The 18,794-nt window shown below is 49.4% G+C and carries 14 protein-coding genes and 5 pseudogenes; 11 read left to right on the top strand and 8 right to left on the bottom strand.

The genetic code is table 11. From position 1 onward, the window contains the following. Positions 1-273: 273 nt before the first annotated feature. Complete coding sequence (locus KQP84_RS00660; protein ID WP_215844796.1) at positions 274-525, bottom strand: hypothetical protein; 252 nt, start codon at positions 523-525, stop codon at positions 274-276. Between the two features lie 751 nt (positions 526-1,276). Continuing rightward, positions 1,277-2,284, bottom strand: coding sequence for a LacI family DNA-binding transcriptional regulator (locus KQP84_RS00655; RefSeq protein ID WP_215844795.1), 1,008 nt, complete (start codon positions 2,282-2,284; stop codon positions 1,277-1,279). A gap of 195 nt (positions 2,285-2,479) precedes the next feature. Between KQP84_RS00655 and KQP84_RS00650 the strand changes: the two genes are divergently transcribed. The 5 genes and pseudogenes from KQP84_RS00650 to paoC all read left to right on the top strand — a co-directional run bounded on the left by KQP84_RS00650 (position 2,480) and on the right by paoC (position 9,223). Continuing rightward, a complete protein-coding gene (locus KQP84_RS00650) occupies positions 2,480-3,604 on the top strand; it encodes an aryl-sulfate sulfotransferase (RefSeq protein WP_215844794.1) in 1,125 nt (374 codons plus the stop codon). A 54-nt stretch (positions 3,605-3,658) separates the two neighbouring features. Continuing rightward, entirely contained in the window at positions 3,659-4,984 is a 1,326-nt protein-coding gene (locus tag KQP84_RS00645) for a uracil-xanthine permease family protein (protein WP_215844793.1), read from the top strand. Between the two features lie 447 nt (positions 4,985-5,431). After that, a pseudogene (paoA, locus tag KQP84_RS00640) lies at positions 5,432-6,075 on the top strand (aldehyde dehydrogenase iron-sulfur subunit PaoA). Next, entirely contained in the window at positions 6,072-7,022 is a 951-nt protein-coding gene (locus KQP84_RS00635; RefSeq protein ID WP_215844792.1) for an FAD binding domain-containing protein, read from the top strand. The pseudogene paoA and the gene KQP84_RS00635 overlap by 4 nt, the downstream one beginning before the upstream one ends. Before the next feature lie 3 nt (positions 7,023-7,025). Continuing rightward, positions 7,026-9,223, top strand: a pseudogene (gene paoC, locus KQP84_RS00630) (aldehyde oxidoreductase molybdenum-binding subunit PaoC). Between the two features lie 977 nt (positions 9,224-10,200). Here paoC and KQP84_RS00625 read toward each other — a convergent pair. Then, positions 10,201-10,722, bottom strand: coding sequence for a GNAT family N-acetyltransferase (locus KQP84_RS00625; RefSeq protein ID WP_215844979.1), 522 nt, complete (start codon positions 10,720-10,722; stop codon positions 10,201-10,203). Positions 10,723-10,854: 132 nt separating this feature from the next. On the opposite strand from KQP84_RS00625, the pseudogene KQP84_RS00620 reads away from it, so the two are divergent. From KQP84_RS00620 to KQP84_RS00610, 3 genes and pseudogenes are all read left to right on the top strand, one after another. Then, positions 10,855-10,989 (top strand): annotated as a pseudogene (locus tag KQP84_RS00620) (molecular chaperone DnaJ); the annotation flags it as partial. Positions 10,990-11,190: 201 nt separating this feature from the next. Continuing rightward, positions 11,191-11,481, top strand: coding sequence for a Bor family protein (locus KQP84_RS00615; protein WP_009089453.1), 291 nt, complete (start codon positions 11,191-11,193; stop codon positions 11,479-11,481). Between the two features lie 488 nt (positions 11,482-11,969). Further along, entirely contained in the window at positions 11,970-12,347 is a 378-nt protein-coding gene (locus KQP84_RS00610) for an Ltp family lipoprotein (protein ID WP_215844791.1), read from the top strand. 365 nt (positions 12,348-12,712) lie between these two features. On the opposite strand, the gene KQP84_RS25880 is transcribed toward KQP84_RS00610, so the two are convergent. Continuing rightward, positions 12,713-12,898: a hypothetical protein gene (locus KQP84_RS25880; RefSeq protein ID WP_309140102.1), complete on the bottom strand. Its 186-nt coding sequence runs from the start codon at positions 12,896-12,898 to the stop codon at positions 12,713-12,715. Positions 12,899-13,671: 773 nt separating this feature from the next. Continuing rightward, a pseudogene (locus KQP84_RS00600) lies at positions 13,672-13,995 on the bottom strand (winged helix-turn-helix transcriptional regulator); the annotation flags it as partial. 238 nt (positions 13,996-14,233) lie between these two features. Between KQP84_RS00600 and KQP84_RS00595 the strand changes: the two are divergent. Beyond that, on the top strand, positions 14,234-15,124 hold the full coding sequence (locus KQP84_RS00595) for an alpha/beta fold hydrolase (protein WP_215844789.1): 891 nt from the start codon (positions 14,234-14,236) through the stop codon (positions 15,122-15,124). 315 nt (positions 15,125-15,439) lie between these two features. Here KQP84_RS00595 and KQP84_RS00590 read toward each other — a convergent pair. Beyond that, a pseudogene (locus KQP84_RS00590) lies at positions 15,440-15,526 on the bottom strand (helix-turn-helix domain-containing protein); the annotation flags it as partial. Between the two features lie 383 nt (positions 15,527-15,909). Here KQP84_RS00590 and KQP84_RS00585 point away from each other — a divergent pair. After that, positions 15,910-16,737: a creatininase family protein gene (locus tag KQP84_RS00585; RefSeq protein ID WP_215844788.1), complete on the top strand. Its 828-nt coding sequence runs from the start codon at positions 15,910-15,912 to the stop codon at positions 16,735-16,737. A gap of 27 nt (positions 16,738-16,764) precedes the next feature. Here KQP84_RS00585 and KQP84_RS00580 read toward each other — a convergent pair whose 3' ends face one another. Continuing rightward, entirely contained in the window at positions 16,765-17,385 is a 621-nt protein-coding gene (locus KQP84_RS00580; protein WP_309140100.1) for a LysR substrate-binding domain-containing protein, read from the bottom strand. Further along, complete coding sequence (locus KQP84_RS24870; RefSeq protein ID WP_252515087.1) at positions 17,382-17,663, bottom strand: LysR family transcriptional regulator; 282 nt, start codon at positions 17,661-17,663, stop codon at positions 17,382-17,384. The genes KQP84_RS00580 and KQP84_RS24870 overlap by 4 nt, the downstream gene beginning before the upstream one ends. Before the next feature lie 105 nt (positions 17,664-17,768). Here KQP84_RS24870 and KQP84_RS00575 point away from each other — a divergent pair, with 105 nt between their 5' ends. Next, positions 17,769-18,779, top strand: coding sequence for a BMP family protein (locus tag KQP84_RS00575; RefSeq protein ID WP_215844787.1), 1,011 nt, complete (start codon positions 17,769-17,771; stop codon positions 18,777-18,779). Positions 18,780-18,794: the final 15 nt, after the last annotated feature.

The raw sequence follows: 18,794 nt of genomic DNA, 5'->3' as shown, positions 1-18,794 counted from the left end.
CGCCATCAACTCCGTTTGTGACTGAATGACAGCAACAACCTCATCCACATTCTGGATTTCATACTAAGCAAATTGTTGGTTGCCTGATTCCTCCAGGAAATATCGTGGTGCCGCTTTACTGATGCTTCAGTCAAGCGAGCTTGCAACATCGTAGCTTTCAGCAGAGATACGTTGAACGTCCGCGTAAGATTTGCTGTATTCAACAAGATAAGCAGCTAGGTCATTTGTCGACTGGCTGTAGTCGACATTTTTTCGTGCCAGCGCAAACAACTGTTAAAAAGCACCTGCCAATCGTGGCGTATGACAGGCTAAATTGAACTTATATTTAGCCTTAAGTGAATGCTGAATGACTGCGCCCACAATAGCCCTACCTTCCTCACCAATATTGCGGACCAGCTGCCCATCATTGTGTTTCAGAGCGAACATGTTCTGTCGCTCATCTCCGCTGTATTCATGCCACTCAAGCTGGCCGTCATCAAAGTTCAACTGGCTACGTTCTGGCGAAACAGATTCCAGATGGGCCATGATCTCAGCCGTTGACAGGCCCTACTGGAAACCTTCAACGCGGATAAACACCTCATTCAACGACAGTGCATCCTGAATCGCCACAGCGGCATCAAGAGTGAGTTTTTTTTCATGATATTACCTTCTCAGTCGTGGAGGTGAGAAAGGCTACAAGTTAAGAAAATCGAGCTGGAGGGGTGGCGAGGTAAGTGTGAGAGGCATATTTCTATGCCTCAATAATTGCACATTTTTCCGTCAATATTCGTCGACACTGATGGAAAGCAGTAACTTTACATCACGATTTTATCTTCTACGACTGAGAGCAGCGATCACACATTCAGCCTTAGGATGTTAGTACCTCCACTGTGTCGCCATTATAGCGGCACGGCTAGCAGTCATAAGCTTCGCAGAACCTAATGGATTTAATTTCTTACAAGCGACCATTGATGAAGCCGCTGCCGGAGTCGCGACGCGAAAATGTAGCCAGCCAGCTAGCAACCGGCATCCTGAAGCCTTCCGGCTCGGCATTCTGATGCTGCTACGCGGTTTCGGCCCCACGCCTTGCCGCAGAAAAGCTACAAGCGCGCCACGGCATCCACTTTTCGGTCGAAATGCTGCCTAGCTGAATGACCGCTGAACGTCTTGTTATTTCAGACAGACAGTATCGTCGCCTGATTCCGCGCTATTATTTTGACGACAGTTTTTCACAACAATTTATTTGCTCGTCAGTGCCAGCCACTCGTGGTTATTGCCCTGCACAATCTCCTGGATATCACGTTCGGGTTGAGGCTCTTATTATCAGTTCGGGCCTCTGTCCAGCACTACTGAGAACGTGATGCCCCGCCAAAACGTCAAACAGCAGCGTAATGGCCTGACGGGCGACCTCATCAAGGTGCAGGTTCAATGCCGTTAGCGGTGGCTGGGATTCTCGTGCCCGAATGCCATCATAGCGAGTCACTAACCGCATCCTTTGCGGTATCCCCGTTGCTGTTTCATGAAAGGCGCGGATGGCTCCGCTGGCAAAGGTATCAACCAGAATCAGTACGCCATCCACCTCGGGATTATCCTGCAGCAACTGGTGCGTAGCCTGATAACCGGCAGTTTCGCCCTGCTCTTCATCAAGGTAATAAATCACCGGCGTCTGCCGTCCTTCGCACCAGAGGCGATAGGTGGCTTCCGTCTCCAGCGTGGAGGTGCGGCGTATGTTGCCGACAAACAGCGCGCATTGACTCGCGCCTTCCGCCGCCAGGTGCGTTAGCAATAAATCAGCCGTCGTCGCGGAATGCAGATCAACCCAAGGCACTGGCGTGGTTGTTCCCGGCGTACGGCCAATGGTGACACAAGGGATCCCCGCCTGTTCCAGCGCCAGCAGCTGCGGATCGTTTTCAGCGGGTTCAAGCAGAATAGCGGCATCGAAAGTTACGGTATCCAGCGGGTTCTTGCCTGGCGGCACAAGTATCAGCGCGTGCTGTTTTTCCAACGCCATAATCGCCGCGGTGAGTGCAACCTCCATCATAAAGCCCAGTTTTGACGCCCCGGAAGCAATAGACAGCGGTAACGATGAGAGCAGCGCAATCGTATTGGTTTTTCCGGTACGCAGCTGGCGGGCGCGAATATTCGGTGTGTAGTTCAGCGCCTGGATCGCCTGTTCAATACGTTGTCTTGTCTCAGGTTCAACAAAACGGGTGTTATGAAGCGCATTGGATACCGTACCCGGGGAAACGCCGGCCAGGCGTGCAACATCAATCAACTTTGCGCGTTTTTTATCTTGTACTGGCATGGTGTTGGTAATCCCCGGCATTTTTCGGTCAGGGTAACACATTTCCTCAAGTATAAATTTCAGACCTAATTCATAACAAAATCATATTACTGAATGGCTGTTCAGAGGTAGCGCTTGAGCGGAAGTTAATGTCTACTGTTTCCATTAAAACGTTTTAATGACGAATTTAGCGACAGATCTTTTATAGGAGCTTACGTGGCATACTCAAATCAGGATCCCTCTTTTACGCTCGGACGCCGTCCAACCGGACTGACTTTCGCGGATAAAGCAAAAAGCTTTGGCGGTTATACTCTTTTCGCCCCACAAACAGCAGACGGTCGAGTCTATCTGATCGATGACGAAGGAGACGTTGCGCATCAGTGGCAATTACCGGTCCGTGCCGGACGGGATGCTGTTCTGCTTCCTAACGGCAATCTGGGTTATAACGGGAGCCACCGTAACTCAGCGCAACTCTACCCGGCGTGGGATCTCTGGCACGGCGGTGATTTCTATGAAGTCACACCAGATAACGAAGTGGTGTGGCATTACGAAGATATTTTTCACCATCATGATGCGCAATGGCTGGCGAACGGTAATCTGCTGTATACCACGGCAGCCCCATTACCCGCAGAGATAGCGGCACGCGTGACAGGCGGCGATCCGCGTCGCGATGCACCCGACGGCATCATTCAGAGCGATATCGTAAAAGAGGTCACTCGAGAGGGAAAAGTCGTCTGGGAATGGCGTGCCTGGGAGCATCTGGCGCCGGAGGATTTCCCGGTCCATGACATTTTTGACCGCCGCCACTGGCCGATGATTAACGGTTTGTCTGTTACCCGAGATGGCCTTGTGCTGATGAGTCTGCGCACAACCTCTGGCGTCATTGCGGTGGCGAAAGAGAGCGGTAAGGTTGTCTGGCACGCCGGCCCGGACGTTGTCGCTCAACAGCATACCCCGGTTGAGATGGAGAATGGCTCGATTCTGGTTTTTGATAACGGCAATCTGCGCCCAGGAGTGACCTCACCGCACTCGACGATACTGGAGTTTGATCCCCAGACTAAAGCCATCACATGGCAGTATCGCGACATTTTTCCGCCCGCTTTTTTCTCGCCCTATATGGGAAGCGCGCAGCGACTGGCGAATGGCAATACGTTTATCTGTGAGTCAGCATTTGGCCGCCTGTTTGAAGTGACGCCGCAGGGTGAAACGGTGTGGGAATACATCATCCCGCATTTCAATGAATACCCGGAACATCTCAGTAACGGTGTTATCCCCGGCAAGCATAACAGCACGTTTCGCGCGCATCGCTATAGCGCAGATGCCATTCCGTGGCTGAAATAACCTTTCTCCGCCAGCTTGTGCTGGCGGTTATTTTAAATGTTGATGGGAGGCAATATGCCGCTACCTGATTCCGCAGCACCGGATAATGAAGCCTTGCCCTGGCAAACTAAGCTGTTGCTGGCGATTCAGCATGTAATGGTTGTCGCAGCCACACCGATCACCGCGGTTTTCCTGATTGCTAATGCACTCCATTTCACTGATGCGATCACCCTCTCGGTACTGAGCGCGACGTTTTTGATGTGCGGCTTGGGTGCAATCTTACAAAGCCTTGGCATCGGAAGTTTCGGCGCACGGCTGCCGTTTATCATGGTTCCCGGCGGTGCTCCAATAGCGATTTTCATTGCGATCGCTTTGCAAACCACTATCCAGACGGCAATTGGCGCAGTGATATTAACTTCGCTGTTTTACTTTATCGCCCTGCCCGTTTTCCGCCGCTTCCTGCACCATTTTCCACCGTTTATCATTGGTATTATGTTGCTGCTGGTCTCCGTTAACTTGATACGTCTGTATGGCGGGCTCATTACTACGCATGCAGCCAATGCTCAATTTGCACCGTCAACCAACATTGTGTTGGCGCTGGGTACTATCCTGATCACGCTGGTTTTTGCGCTTGTCTTTACCGGTATTCTGCGTCAGCTTTCAGTGATGTTTGGCCTACTGGCGGGAACATTGCTCGGCGTCCTGCTCGGCGTGACTGACTTTAGCGGTGTCAGCCACGGCCCGCTGCTAAGCGTACCGCAGTTTTTCCCGTTCGGCTGGCCGGTATTTAATATCTCAGCCTCGCTGCCTTTACTTATTTACGCCGTTATCTCTATGGCTGAAGCAACCGGGCAAACGATTGCGACAGCTGAGATCGTTAATTCTACTCAAAACGTCCATAAAACAATCCCACGGACTATTCGTGGAGATGCCATCATGTCGCTGCTTGGCGGGATTTTCGGAACCTCTCTTATTATCACTTCCGGCGAGAATATCGGCGTTGTGCGTACAACCAACGTAAAATCACGCCACGTCACAGCGATAGCTGGCCTACTGTTGATCCTGATTGCCGTGTTTTCGCCTCTGGTACGCCTTGCAGCCGGCTTGCCCGGCCCGGTTGTTTGCGGCACGGCTGTCATTGTCTTCAGCATAATTGGGGTGATCGGAATCGAAATGATTTCCCGTGAATCGCTGCACATGCCGGGGAAAACCTATGCATTAGCCAGCGGGTTGGCCATGGGAATGTTGCCGATCCTTGTCCCTGGCCTTTATCAGAATTTACCCTCAGCCGTACAGATGGTTCTGGGTAACGGCATGGCTGCCGGAACCCTGACCGCAATCATCGTAAATTCGCTGTTTTTAATGAGCGAAAAACGGACTGTAGCAAGGGTAAATCGGTGAGTTTAGAGGGCTGCTGCAACGCGCTGAACAGTTGTTTAAAATATCAAACGCTCAAGTGATGTAGATACCCTATCACCCGTTATTACACATTGAGGATACTTGTTAGTTTTAACAAGTATCCTTTTTAACAACTCACTGACAGTAGCCTTCCACCTTCAGCCGATACCCGCACCACAATGCCGCTTGTAGTGACTGAAATACACCTTCATTCAGGCCATGCTCCCGCGTCACAAAGGCATTTGCAGCGCGGGGAGTGCGTTCGCCGGAATATGTGCCTCTCATTTCAATGAATCAAAATATCGGTTATCAGCCCTGTTCATAAAGCCATGTAGACAATACGGATAATTCTTTTGAAGATGCCGACTATGCTTAACCTTCAATAATTTTTCAAAAACCGTTTTATTCCAACTTTTGTCCATTGTCTTTTTTAATTACTGGAGGTTTGGCATGAGCAGCCAACGCGAGACAAAACCTCACCACAATGCGGTCGGTGAAAAATTCAGGGCCGCGTCCGCCGCCACAGTATCGTCAGATGCTGCTTTTGGCGTTAATGCATCATCAGCAACACCCCCGCCTTCGTTAGAGAAAATCTCACTAAAAGTGAACGGCAATCATCAACAGCTGGAAGTCGATACCCGCACCACACTGCTTGATGCACTACGTGAACATTTTAAACTCACGGGAACGAAAAAGGGTGTGACCACGGTCAGTGTGGCGCCTGTACGGTTATCGTTAATGGGCGACGGATCAACGCTTGCCTCACCCTGGCGGTCATGCAGCACGATGCTGAGATCACCACCATTGAAGGTCTGGGCACGCCTGAAAAGCCGCATCCTTTACAGACGGCGTTCATCAAGCATGACGGCTATCAGTGTGGCTACTGCACACCCGGTCAGATATGTTCAACGGTTGCGGTTCTTGAAGAAATCAAAGCGGGCATTCCCAGTCACGTCACGCACGATCTGGTTTCCACGCCTGAAGTCACTGCCGATGAAATACGTGAGCGTATGAGCGGTAATATCTGCCGCTGTGGTGCCTATTCCAACATTCTTGCTGCGATTGAAGAGTTTGCGGAGGGGCAAAAATCATGAAAGCTTTTACCTATGAACGGGTAAAAACCCCCGTTGAGGCAGCTGCCAGTGCGCTGCAACATTCAGGGGCTAAATTCATTGCGGGCGGAACCAATTTGCTCGACCTGATGAAGCTTGAAATCGAAGCGCCATCCCATCTGATTGATGTTAACGGCCTTGAACTGGATAAAATCGAAGCGACTCAGGAAGGTGGGCTACGCATTGGTGCGCTGGTTCGTAACACCGATTTAGCCGCAGACTCTCGAGTTCGACGCGATTACGGCGTGTTATCGCGCGCTTTGTTAGCAGGCGCCTCTGGGCAGTTGCGCAATCAGGCGACAACAGCAGGTAATCTGCTTCAACGTACTCGTTGTCCTTACTTCTATGACACCAATCAGCCCTGCAATAAACGACTACCGGGTAGCGGATGCGCTGCACTTGATGGCTTCAGTCGTCAACATGCTGTCGTAGGTGCAAGCGATGATTGTATCGCCACCCATCCCAGCGACATGGCCGTCGCTATGCGTCTGTTGGATGCAGTCGTGGAAACCGTCAGCCCGGATGGGAGTGAACGCACTATTCCCATTGCTGATTTTTATCGTGCGCCGGGAAACACTCCTCATCTGGAAACTGTCTTGCATCCCGGGGAGCTTATTATTGCGGTCACCCTTCCCCCACCGCTGGGTGGAACGCATATTTATCGTAAAGTGCGCGATCGCGCCTCTTATGCGTTTGCTCTGGTGTCAGTCGCCGCCGTCATATTTCCTGATAAGTCAGGCCGCGTTGCGCTTGGCGGCGTTGCCCATAAACCGTGGCGGTTAGAGGACGCGGATAAAGAAATTATTCATGGCGCTCAACCGGTATGCGATCGGCTCTTCGCCAGCGCGCAACCCACCGCTGAAAACGAATATAAGATCACTCTGGCGAAGCGTACGCTCGCGTCGGTACTGGCGGAAGCGAGAGGATAAATGATGAAATTCGAAAAGCCCGCAGGGAATAATCCCATTGATCAGCTCAACGTGGTTGGTCAGCCGTTAAGTCGTATAGATGGCCCATTGAAGACATCCGGTTTAGCGCATTATGCCTATGAATGGCATACCGAAGCACCCGATGCAGCTTATGGTTATGTTGTCGGCGCCCCTATATCAAAAGGCAAAATCAGTGCCGTCGATACCCAGGCAGCGAAGCGTGCACCCGGTGTGCTTGCCGTCGTCACTGCTGAAAATGCTGGCCCACTGGATAAAGGTGAGAGAAATGCTGCCCGGCTGCTGGCTGGCGACAACATTGAACACTACCACCAGGCTGTTGCACTCGTGATAGCGGAGACGTTTGAACAGGCACGCGCAGCGGCGACGCTGGTTAACGTTCAGTACGAGCGTGAGCCCGGTGCCTATGATCTCGCACATGAAAAACCCACCGTAACGACGCCTCCCGAAGGCGAGACCGATAAAAAGGTCGGTGATTTTGACAGCGCTTTCGCCACGTCTGAGATCAAGTTAGATGCGCAATACACGACACCTGACCAAAGTCATATGGCCATGGAACCTCACGCTTCTATGGCTATCTGGGAGGATGACAAACTTACTGTCTGGACATCTAATCAGATGATTGACTGGTGTCGTACCGATTTGGCCAAAACACTCAATATGCCTGTAGAGAAGGTACGCGTGATTTCGCCCTATATCGGTGGTGGATTTGGCGGCAAGCTGTTTCTGCGTAGCGATGCGCTACTGGCAGCGCTGGGCGCGCGCGCGATAAATCGCCCCGTTAAGGTCATGCTGCCAAGACCTATGATTCCGAATAATACGACCCACCGTCCGGCAACCATTCAACACATTCGTATCGGCACAGATCGCGACGGTCATATTACGGCCATCTCACATCAAAGTTGGTCTGGTAATCTACCGGATGGCACGCCAGAAACAGCGGTTCAGCAAACAGAGTTGCTTTATGCTGGCGCTAATCGCCTGACAGGATTGCGTTTGGCGAAGCTCGATCTTCCCGAAGGAAACGCAATGCGAGCACCGGGTGAGGCACCGGGTCTGATGGCACTGGAGATTGCGATTGACGAAATCGCAGAAAAAGTGGGCATGGATCCCATCGCGTTTCGCATTCTCAACGATACCCAGGTCGATCCCGCTAATCCCGATCGCCCTTTCTCGCGCCGTCAGCTGGTTGAGTGCCTTAAAACCGGAGCGGAGCATTTTAACTGGAGCCGCCGCAACGCTAAACCGGCAATGGTCAGAGAGGGGCGCTGGCTGGTAGGAATGGGCGTGGCGGCAGGCTTTCGTAATAATATGGTGGCGACATCGGGTGCACGTGTGCATTTAGATGATAAAGGCACCATTACCGTCGAAACCGACATGACCGATATCGGCACCGGCAGCTACACCATTATCGCCCAGACGGCAGCAGAAATGATGGGTGTCTCCATTGACCAGGTTGTTGTGCGATTGGGGGATTCGAGCTTTCCGGTTTCTGCAGGCTCAGGCGGTCAATGGGGAGCAAACACCTCTACGTCAGGTGTTTATGCGGCCTGCGTGAAACTCCGCGAGGCTGTCGCAGCCAAACTTGGGTTTGACCCCCAAAATGCCACCTTCAGTGATGGTCAGGTACATAACGGAAACCGGAGTGCACCGCTTGCTGCTGCTGCTGCTCAAGCTCCCTTACCGTAGAGGACAGCATTGAGTTTGGTGATCTCGATGAGCAGTATCAGCAGTCAACGTTTGCAGGGCACTTCGTTGAAGTTGGGGTTGATATTGCAACGGGTGAAGTCAGAGTTCACCGCATGCTGGCGGTTTGCGCAGCCGGTCGTATTCTCAATCCCAAGACCGCACGAAGCCAGGTGATTGGTGCAATGACGATGGGCCTCGGTGGGGCACTGATGGAGGAGCTGATAGTCGATAAGCGACTGGGCTATTTTGTTAACCACGATATGGCCGCCTATGAAGTGCCCGTTCATGCCGATATTCCTGAGCAGGAGGTCATTTTTCTGGATGACACTGACCCTATCTCCTCGCCCATGAAAGCAAAAGGTGTGGGTGAGCTGGGTTTATGTGGTGTCAGTTCGGCCATCGTTAACGCGATCTATAACGCCACCGGCGTTCGTGTGAGAGATTATCCGGTAACACTGGATAAGCTACTGAAGGGACTTCCCGCCTTGGCATAAAATACGTTATCACAGGCTTGTCAGTTATCCAGCAATGTAGCAAGGATGCTTAAACAGCGGACAAGCCTGGACTGACCTTCCAGGCAGATAAGCGCTGGGCATTCATATTGGGATATTTGTAACCTTTTAGCGTATCTACCGGTGTCTTGAGATTTCCTGGACTGATTTAATGTGTGATTTTCCGATTCTGCCGGGACGGGCAAGTATCTGACGGGAAAAACACGGGACGGCTTTTTATCATATTTTTTTCATACAGAGCATTTTGACGTTGCTACGCGAAAATTGCGCCGGTTTCAGGACTCATAGCCGCGAGAATCGTAAGCGACAAAGGTATCAGTTTGGCTACCACCAGCCATTTAAATAATCTTTTACACTCTGCTTTCCCCGCGTTACCAGACTCCTTGAAGAACTGGACTCGCCTTGGCTGCGGGCCAGGGGTATTAATCGTTTTAAAGGATGATGTAACTAGTTTCATTAATTTCCTTTGCTTTGATAAGACTGATGAATTTACAAGCCCAAAATCACTCCCTTAACGTTATGCGTGCGATGAAAACAGCCAACGGAGCAAGACATAATGTTGACTTAATCATTGCCAATTTTACGTAACTACCGCCTGAATCGTGTAATAAGGGGTCCGCTTGAAAAACGGAAATTATCCCAGGCTAAGCGCGTTATTTATTCTGGGCTCAATCAAGTGACCGCACCTGCAAAATGTTATGCAATACACTGCCCTCGCCGCCAACAATACATATGTGCACCCTTAGTGCGGACTAACTGATGACATTTGGGTTATGACATTCATACTCATGACATATAGATAATGACATAAGGAGATTTCAGGAGGAATTTACCCTGTGACATTTGCGTATACTCAAATGTCGCAGGCAGGCTTCAGCAAAAGCGGAAAAGCGACCAAGGCCTTTAAAGGCTAATTCCTCAAATGACCCGCTAATAATTTGCCTTTATGGTTTGATTACTTACTGGCGTATAAGCATGCGTACCTGTTTGCCGCGATAGTTAACATAATCTTGAAACTGGAAACCAAAACGCTCAGCCAGATAATTTGAACGTTTATTTTCTTCGTCAATGATACAACACACTGGGGAGGAAAATGTCTGGTCGGCCCATAGTAAAACTGCGGCCAGTGCTTCAGACGCATAACCTTTGCCACGAACCTCAGGAATCAACGTCCATCCAGCTTCAGGGTATTTTAACTCAGGTGTGATATCACGATGAGCATCCTGGAAACCAAACGAACCAGCATAACGACCTGTTGTTTTCTCAGACACTGCCCAATAGCCATACCCTAACGCGTGCCAGTGCCCGATATAACGTAATAAGCGGGTCCAAACCATTTCTGCTGTTGGATTCTCACCGCCATTAATTTTAGCCATTTCAGGAGTGCTCCAGCACGCCATAAGCGTTGGAAACTCGTCGAGCGTAAATTGCTTTAAAATCAGTCGTTCTGTTTCAAGTCGAGGTGCTTGCTGAGCAGTCATCACTTCTCCTGGTTTTAGCATACTTGATGCGGCTGTTTTACCACCATGAACGGTTCTTCTTTCACGGGCAATCAAACTGTACCAATGTCCGCTTCTGGCACAAAGCGGACTGACGGCAGGCCAGGGTCCGCTATGAGCGAGAAGCATAAGTCCCTGCTGCGTGAGCTGGAATAGAGCTTTGGTGGTGCGGCGGGCGAGAAGAACAGTCCGCATTCAAAAAGCTTTCTCAATGGCGTCAAAAAGTTCTTCTACGATTTGAATCGCTAAGCGGAAACGCTGCGGTAAACATAAAAAGCCCCTGCTGTGCAGGGGCTTTTTTTATTGCTGTATTATTCAGCAAAACGTATCCGTTAGGCGTACTTAAAAATCTTTCTCATGTTTCCGCTTTCGTTGTCGATAACCTGATTGCTGGCTGAGTGATGATTTCACTCAGCATTTATTTTTTCATTTCAGGCGATAAGGATATTTATGAACAAGCTTTGTGTTGCGGCGTTGTTGGCTCTGAGTTTAACCGGCTGTGCGCAGCAGACTTTCGTAATGAAACAGAATCAAGTTGGCGCGGCGACGAAAACCACTAGCCAGCCGTTCTTTGTTTCAGGTATCGGTCAGCGTAAGAGCATTGATGCGGCGCAGGTGTGCGGCGGCCAGGAAAAAGTTAGTCGGGTTGAAGTGCAGCAGACGTTTGTTAATGGCTTACTGAGCGTGGTGACGTTTGGTATCTACACGCCACGTGAAGCGCGCGTTTATTGCGCCATCTGATAATGCCTCAGGCCGGTTCGCCGGCCTAATCCTGCGTCTGTTATTAAATCGCATTAGTATATTGTAACTATTAAATTCTGCTGTCGCACCGCTGCGCGGCTTGCCTGCTGACGACGTTACTCGAAACGAGTTCAGGCAACGTCGTCCAGCCTGGTAAAAGCAGTGGTAAGCTGTTGAGGCATGTCAGTCCGCTTTGAGCGAGGAGCGGACGTCAAAATGAAAGCTACAGGGAAGTCCTGCCACATTAAACATAACATCTCTAATCGACTCAAGTTCATATCTATCTTGCCGATAAACACAATGCATTTTACAAATTTTTTAAAATCAACGGAGTATTCAATGGCAACGACCATTTACCGGGCTAAATGCTTGGATTGAAAGCATGAATGGACAAGTCGTACTGGATATGGAACGCCAGATTACTGCCCAAAATGTCGAAGCCGTCGAATAGTAACAAGCCCAATCGGATAAACTAATGGAGTGATAAAATGGGTTTTTTGAAGACAGTAATTACTGCAGCTTTGTTTGTCGTAGCGCCTACATGGGCGGGAGATTTAACTGGGCCTCAAAATAATGCCGTTAGATCTGCGAAGCAGTATCTCAGTATGACGGGCTTTTCACGGGACGGACTTATTCATCAACTCTCATCGGATGCAGGGGATGGTTACGATATTTCTGACGCTACGGTAGCAGTGGACAGCCTGAATATTGATTGGAACCAGGAGGCGGTGAAATCTGCGAAGGAGTATCTCAGTATGACGGGCTTCTCATGCAAAGGCCTCATTGAGCAACTTTCCTCAAGTGCCGGAGATAAATACACCGTTGACCAAGCAACATACGGGGCAAAACAGGCAGGTGGCTGCTAAAAACACGGTATGGTTTAAGTGATGGTTACACTCGAACCACCGAATTCCATTGCGCCGGTGTTTGCTTCCTCCGCATGCTGGTTTTATTAACCTAGGATAATTTCCGTTTTCCAAACGGCCCCCTCTAAGGAAATTTTAAATGGTAGGTACAGTTAACCTTCCGCATACTTGCCCAAAATGCAGAACGACTACTGCACACACTGCTGGTGAGCTTCAGGCGCTTTTTGGTTTTAGAACCATACCTTCGGGGGCAACAAATCAAAGTTGGTGCCGGGATTGTCGTTCTAGTAACTGAGTTAAAGCCCTCCGGGGCTTTTTTGTACCTGGATATCACCCGGATCTACCCTAACATCTCAGCCACGAACTTACACCGCAGGCGGTAAACGGTGGTTGACCGCAACCTCGGAATCCATCTCTATGCACGGGTAGTGCTTACGCATCCCTTCCAGCAGTTCAGCACCCGGCCATTCCGCACTTTTTCCAAGCCTGGCCGCAACGTCAGAAAGCGGCATTTTTTTCAACGTGCGTGACACACACCATGACCGTGTCAAAGGCATCCTGCGCGTTTACGTAAAGCATAGGGCCCGGCACAATTTCGCGTTCCCGCCATCGAATGGTATGACGCTTCCTTCCTGCACGAACGTCCGGCAGCAGGCGAGGCACGATTTCAAGATTCTGCAATGACACATTACCTCCGGTGACCTGCCCCCAGTATCAGATACAACGATCAGTTAGTAATGTCGGTTTTTGACTAATGGGTCGAATTTAGTCTTAAACAGGTTAGTTATATAGCAAAGCAAAGCGTATCTTTTAAACGTCCGCTTATGGCACAAAGCGGACATTAAGTGAATGTCATCATTCGATTGTCACTGACTTAAAGGTCAACCTAAATATCAGGGGTGCTTTCAACAAGATGATATAGCCGGAATTTTATATGCATTACAGCGCTACTTTCTTATTGTCATCAGTTTAATAGCAGTTATGCGGCATAACCTAAAACTCACTTTCAGCAAAACCAGTAATGGTCTAAAAGGCATAACATTAATGTCAGCGACAGTCGGGCATACTTAAATATGTCATAAGGTTTTTTCGTCCGGATGGAGCTCCATCCGATTTTATAAATTTTTTAAAAGGATCTTTAAATCCCACATGTCAATAGCCGTTATCTAAATAATAGAAACAGAATGAGAGGGTTATTTTAAAAGGGTATGTAAAAGTGGCTTCACTTAATACCACGCACGTGCCAAATAATGACTCAAGATTCAAAGTCGTTTATTTTTATTATTTTACAGGTGCTAAGTCAGGTTCATGCAAAGCCCTCATTTTATTTCTGCAAACGACTATTTTCATTAATCACAGAAGCGCTGGCATCATACGCTTCCTGTGCTTTTTCAATAAGTTCAAGATGATTAATCGCCCAATCATACATGGCGCTAAAAGGTTTTTGCAAAGAGCGGCCAAGTTCGGTGATGGCGTATTCTACTGCAACCGGAGAAGTGGGCAAAACCGTACGGTTAATCAACCCGTTACGTTCCATTTTACGCAACGCCTGGGTGAGTGCTTTGTGTGTTATCCCTTCCATGCTGCGCTTCATTTCATTAAAACGCATTGTATTTTCATTGAGTAAAGTCAGTATCATTACACTCCATTTGTTTGCTACCTGATCGAAAAAGACACGCGCGGCACAGTCCGCAAAAAAACGGGATCAACAATGTTTGTCATATAGGTATCCTTCAGTATATCTACTCGCTTAAAAGTGCGTAATTGACCTTATTTGAATGTTATATACCATGCTACTGACGTTGGTATAAATATCTCACTCCCAACCGCATCTTCTGCTAAATAAAACGGCAGGACAAATATTTAGCGAGTACTAAGGACCCATTATGAAAGAAGAAAAGTTCTCTCTGTCCCGACGTAACCTGCTGGCCTTCGCCAGCGCCACCGTTATTTCGGCGACAGTGAAAGCAAGTCCGGCACATTTTGCGCCAAAGGATTCGTCGACGGCCAAACTTTTTTATACGGAAAAAGGGGAAGGCAAAAACATAATGGTTTTACATGGCTGGACGTGTGATTCGCATGACTGGAGCTGGCAATTACCCGAGCTTGAAAGCAAATACCGTACGGTGGCTGTTGATTTACGCGGGCATGGACGATCGCAGGTTATGCCATCAGGACATTATGCCCCTGCTGACTATGTTGCCGATATTGAAGCACTGATTTTGACACACTATCCTGGCCAAAAATTTATTCTTATTGGCCATTCCATGGGTGGCCAGATTGCAGCTCGTCTTGCAGCGAAAAGACCTGACTTAGTGAGTGCTGTTGTCTCTATAGATGGTTCGATGGGATTCCCGGATAAACAGGCGGCGCTTTTTCAGAAAGCGGTTGATGACCTGCAAAACGGCGATCCCTATTTGACCGGTCCGGCGTTATTTGAACTTTTTTACGATAAAAGTACCCCGCCAGCGTTTAAGCGCTGGCATGCAAGACGTCTTCAGGGTGTGCCGCTGCATGTGATACGGGAATCATTCGGTCCACTGTTTCTGGGTGCGGGACAAGTGGGTATTGGCAAAGCGAGTGAGAATTTTTGTCGTAGCTTAACGATTCCTGTTTATCACCTTTGTCGCGATGCCACTCAGGCAGGGAATATGCGGACATGGTTTGCAAACCCAAAGTCAAAAACAGACTACTGGACGCAGACGGGTCACTGGATTATGCAGGATCGCAGTGAGGACGTGAACAAAGCCGTGACGGCCTGGATTGATGAGCTTTGATTTCCAAATGAGAAAGCAGAATACGCGGTTTGAGAGCTGACATTTTTAGTCGTATGAAGTGATTGCGACTCGCCAGAAGCCGCCAGGTCTTTTTTACCGCTAAAGCGACAACAGATGGGTGGTGAGTCAGATTAGTAGCGAAACGTGGATTCTCCCTTAATAACCAAAACCGGTAATAGGCCCCTCGGCTTTTCTCAATAAAATGTCAGCGATTAACGAATGATTCATTTAATGGCCAAGGACGGCAATCTCCGCTTCTGGCACAAAGCGGACGGTCAAAGTCGGTAGCGTCTGAAGCCGTTTCTGTATTCAGGATTATTGCTGCCCTGCTTTTACCCTGAGTATGGTTTGCCGGGTAGTATTAACTTCACGCGCAATGGCATTGGTGCTTATCCCGGTATTATCAACCTGAGCGGGGATTACGTCTGGCGAACAAACCTCAAACTGGGAAAGGGTAAATACCGCGCATTACGCTCAGTGGATAGTAGTCTGTACAGAAAACAGGCTTAGCGTAGGATATTTTCCGTTTTCCAAGCGGCCCCCTCCATAACTCTTCCATTTTTCAGGCGTAAACAACCATTTCGATAGGTAAACGCATTCATCGAAGTAAACCGTCCAAAGTACGCTTTTCCTGCTGTACCCATCTAAAGCAAAGTCAGTTGTCCCAACGATATTCCCTCATTAAATTGCCTATTCAATGATGCCTAAAAGGCAACAGGCAGGACGAATTATGTTTCTTCCATTGAACAGGGAAAAGACTATGTTATTCAAAAATGGAGGAAAACATGAACAAACCTTCTTCACCCTGGTGGTGGGACTTATCCACCCGTGAATTTAGTGAACTGGATATGGCTAATATCGTGGCGGTATTGCCTGTCGGCGCAGTAGAACAACATGGGCCCCATTTACCGGTCAAGGTGGATGCGGCCATCAATGCAGGCATTGTTAATCGTGCAGTTGAGCTGCTGCCATCAGACTTGCCCGTTTTATTTATGCCAGCCTTACCGGTTGGCAAATCAGATGAGCATATCGCCTATCCAGGAACGCTTTCTCTGCCTTATGAAGTGCTGGGTAAAGTGTGGTTTGAAATGGCGAAATGTGCCTGGCGAGCGGGTATTCGTAAGATTATTTTCTGGAATTCACACGGTGGCCAACCGCAGTTGATGGAGATAGTTTGCCGTCAGTTGCGCATAGAGTTAGGCATGTTGGCCGTCAGTGCGAGCTGGTTTCATACCATTGATGCCTCTGATCTCTACAGCGCCCACGAAATGCAGCATGGCATCCATGGTGGTGAGTCTGAAACAAGCATGATGCTGCATCTGCATCCTGAGTTAGTGCAAATGGATCATGCTGATAACTTTGTTTCTGCCTCCGTTGCCCTTGAAGCCAAAGGCGGCATTTTAACACCCGAAGGCGGTGTGGGTTTTGGCTGGATGGCGCAGGATCTGCATCTTTCTGGTGTTACAGGTAACGCTTCTGCAGCAGATGCGGAACGCGGTAAAGTTGCCACCGATCGCGCAGCTCAGGCTTTATTGACGTTGATTAAAGAAGTGCATGAATGTGAAATGAAGATGCTGCGTTCTACTACGGCATTTTCAAGCCGTCAGGAATAGTTCAGAGCAGGCCCATATGGGCCTGCTTCAGCATAATTCCGACATCATACTTTTAATCGTTTCGGCAAAAACGCTACCAATGGCACTGGTCCCGCGATCGTGACCTATCAGCATCAGTGTTTGCGTTTGCTGCGAAAGTTCTCTAACAGGAATGTAGATTAACCTGCCGCTACGCTGGTCAAACTCAATATCTATGGGCGTCAGGAAAGTCAGGGTTTGATCCATGATGGCCGACTGACGCATCACTTCAATCGAATTCGTTTCAATCACTGGTTGGAGATTCACCGAAGCACGGGCAAAAACCTCATCGAGATAAGGCCGGATAACCATTGATTTATCGGCTATAACAATCGGATAGGGTAAGCAATCACTCAAACGCAAGCTGGGTTTATCTGCCAATGGATGGCCTACACCCACTACCGCACCAAGCCGCACAGCGACACTGGCAATGTTGCGATGTACTGGTTGCAGATCAAAATCAAATCCAATACCCAAATCTGCCTCGCCGCTCGCCACAGCGTTTGTGATATTTTCACCCGTCGTTAATTGCTGCAGATTAAGTTTGACGCGTGGATTTGCTCGCCGAAATTCAGAGGCTGTACGCGGGATCAAATTCGCCGCCAGCCCGCTCATCATCGCAATGGTCACTTCCCTCGACGCAACCCTTTCAGCTCCTCAATTTTCATTTGCGCCCATTCAATCTCTTTAAAACTCAGACGCACATGATAAATCAGCGCTTCGCCAGCCGCAGTCAGGACCATTTTTCGCGGCAGGCGCTGGAACAGCGGTGTGCCCAGTTCTTCCTCTAACGCGAGGAGTTGCCGGTTAATAGCGGAAGCTGAAATATGCAGACGTTCTGCTGCTTTGCGGATGGAACCACTGCGTGCAACCTGATCAAGATAAACAAAAAGGCGATGCTGAAGCATAGTTTTCCTGCGTTGCCTTTTAGGCATCAGTAAGGACGAAAAATGATGCTTTTAAGATAATAAACTCCGAGTCATTAATACATCATTAACTACATTCGGAGAGAAATGATGGCAGACGTATCCCGCAGACATTTTGCAAAATTAGTGGCTGGTGCGCTATTGCTGCCAGCAATGGCTCCCCTTCTGTCACGCAAAGCTTTAGCAGCGAACAACAACGTAAAAATTGCGCTTCTGTTGCCCGGCTCAGTAGCCGATGGCGGCTGGAGTTCACTGGCTTATGCCGGCCTTCAAAATCTCAAAAACAGTGGTTTCAGCGTGGCTTACAGCGAAAGTGTGCCACAAGCGCAAATGGAACAAGTGATCCGCGGCTATGCCGACGATGGCTATAGCTTGATTATCGGGCACAGCTTTGAATACGGTTCGGCGTTTGCAGAAATCGCCCCCGAATATCCCGATACCTACTTCTTTGCATCCACCTTTAAACCCGCCGAAAAGACGCCGACCAACGTTGAGTATGTCAACCTCGCCTATATCCAGGGCGCTTACGCCGCGGGTGCGCTGGCCGCCCTGATTTCAGATAACGGCAAAGCTGTTGGCTTTGTCGGCGGTGGCGATAATCCAACTCAACAAGCCATGATGCGCGCCTTTATTCAGGCTGCTGAGAAAACCCGCCCCGGTATTCGTGGCATGGGCGTAGTCACGGGCGATTACGACAATGCTGCCAAGGGACGTGAAGCGGCTACTACCATGATCGGTAACGGCGCAGATGTTATCTGGCATGCCGCTGACGTGACCGGCCTTGGTGCGATGCAGGGTGCAGCCGCAGGGAAAGTTAAAGCTATGGGATGCTACGTTGATCAGAAAGATGTCGCCCCGGACTTCGTGGCATGCAGTTTCCGCCAAAACCTCGACTGGATGGTCGAGCAGGTCGGTGAGTCCGTTGCGAGCAAGCATTTTGATGGCGGTGAAGAGTGGAGCCCAAGCGTGGGTAAAGCCTGGTCGGTCGTCAATGGCAGTAAGCAGTACAACGAAAAACTGGTGAGTGCCAGTGCTTGGGCTACGTTCGAGCAGATCTGGCAACAACTGGACAGCGGCGCGCTTAAGCCAACGGTTTAACAGGCGGATAGTGTC

Origin of the sequence: Candidatus Pantoea bituminis, from assembly GCF_018842675.1 — a bacterium.
GTDB lineage: Bacteria > Pseudomonadota > Gammaproteobacteria > Enterobacterales > Enterobacteriaceae > Pantoea > Pantoea phytostimulans.
Note: the sequence above shows the minus strand (reverse complement) of the source record. Positions and strands in the feature narration are given on the sequence as shown.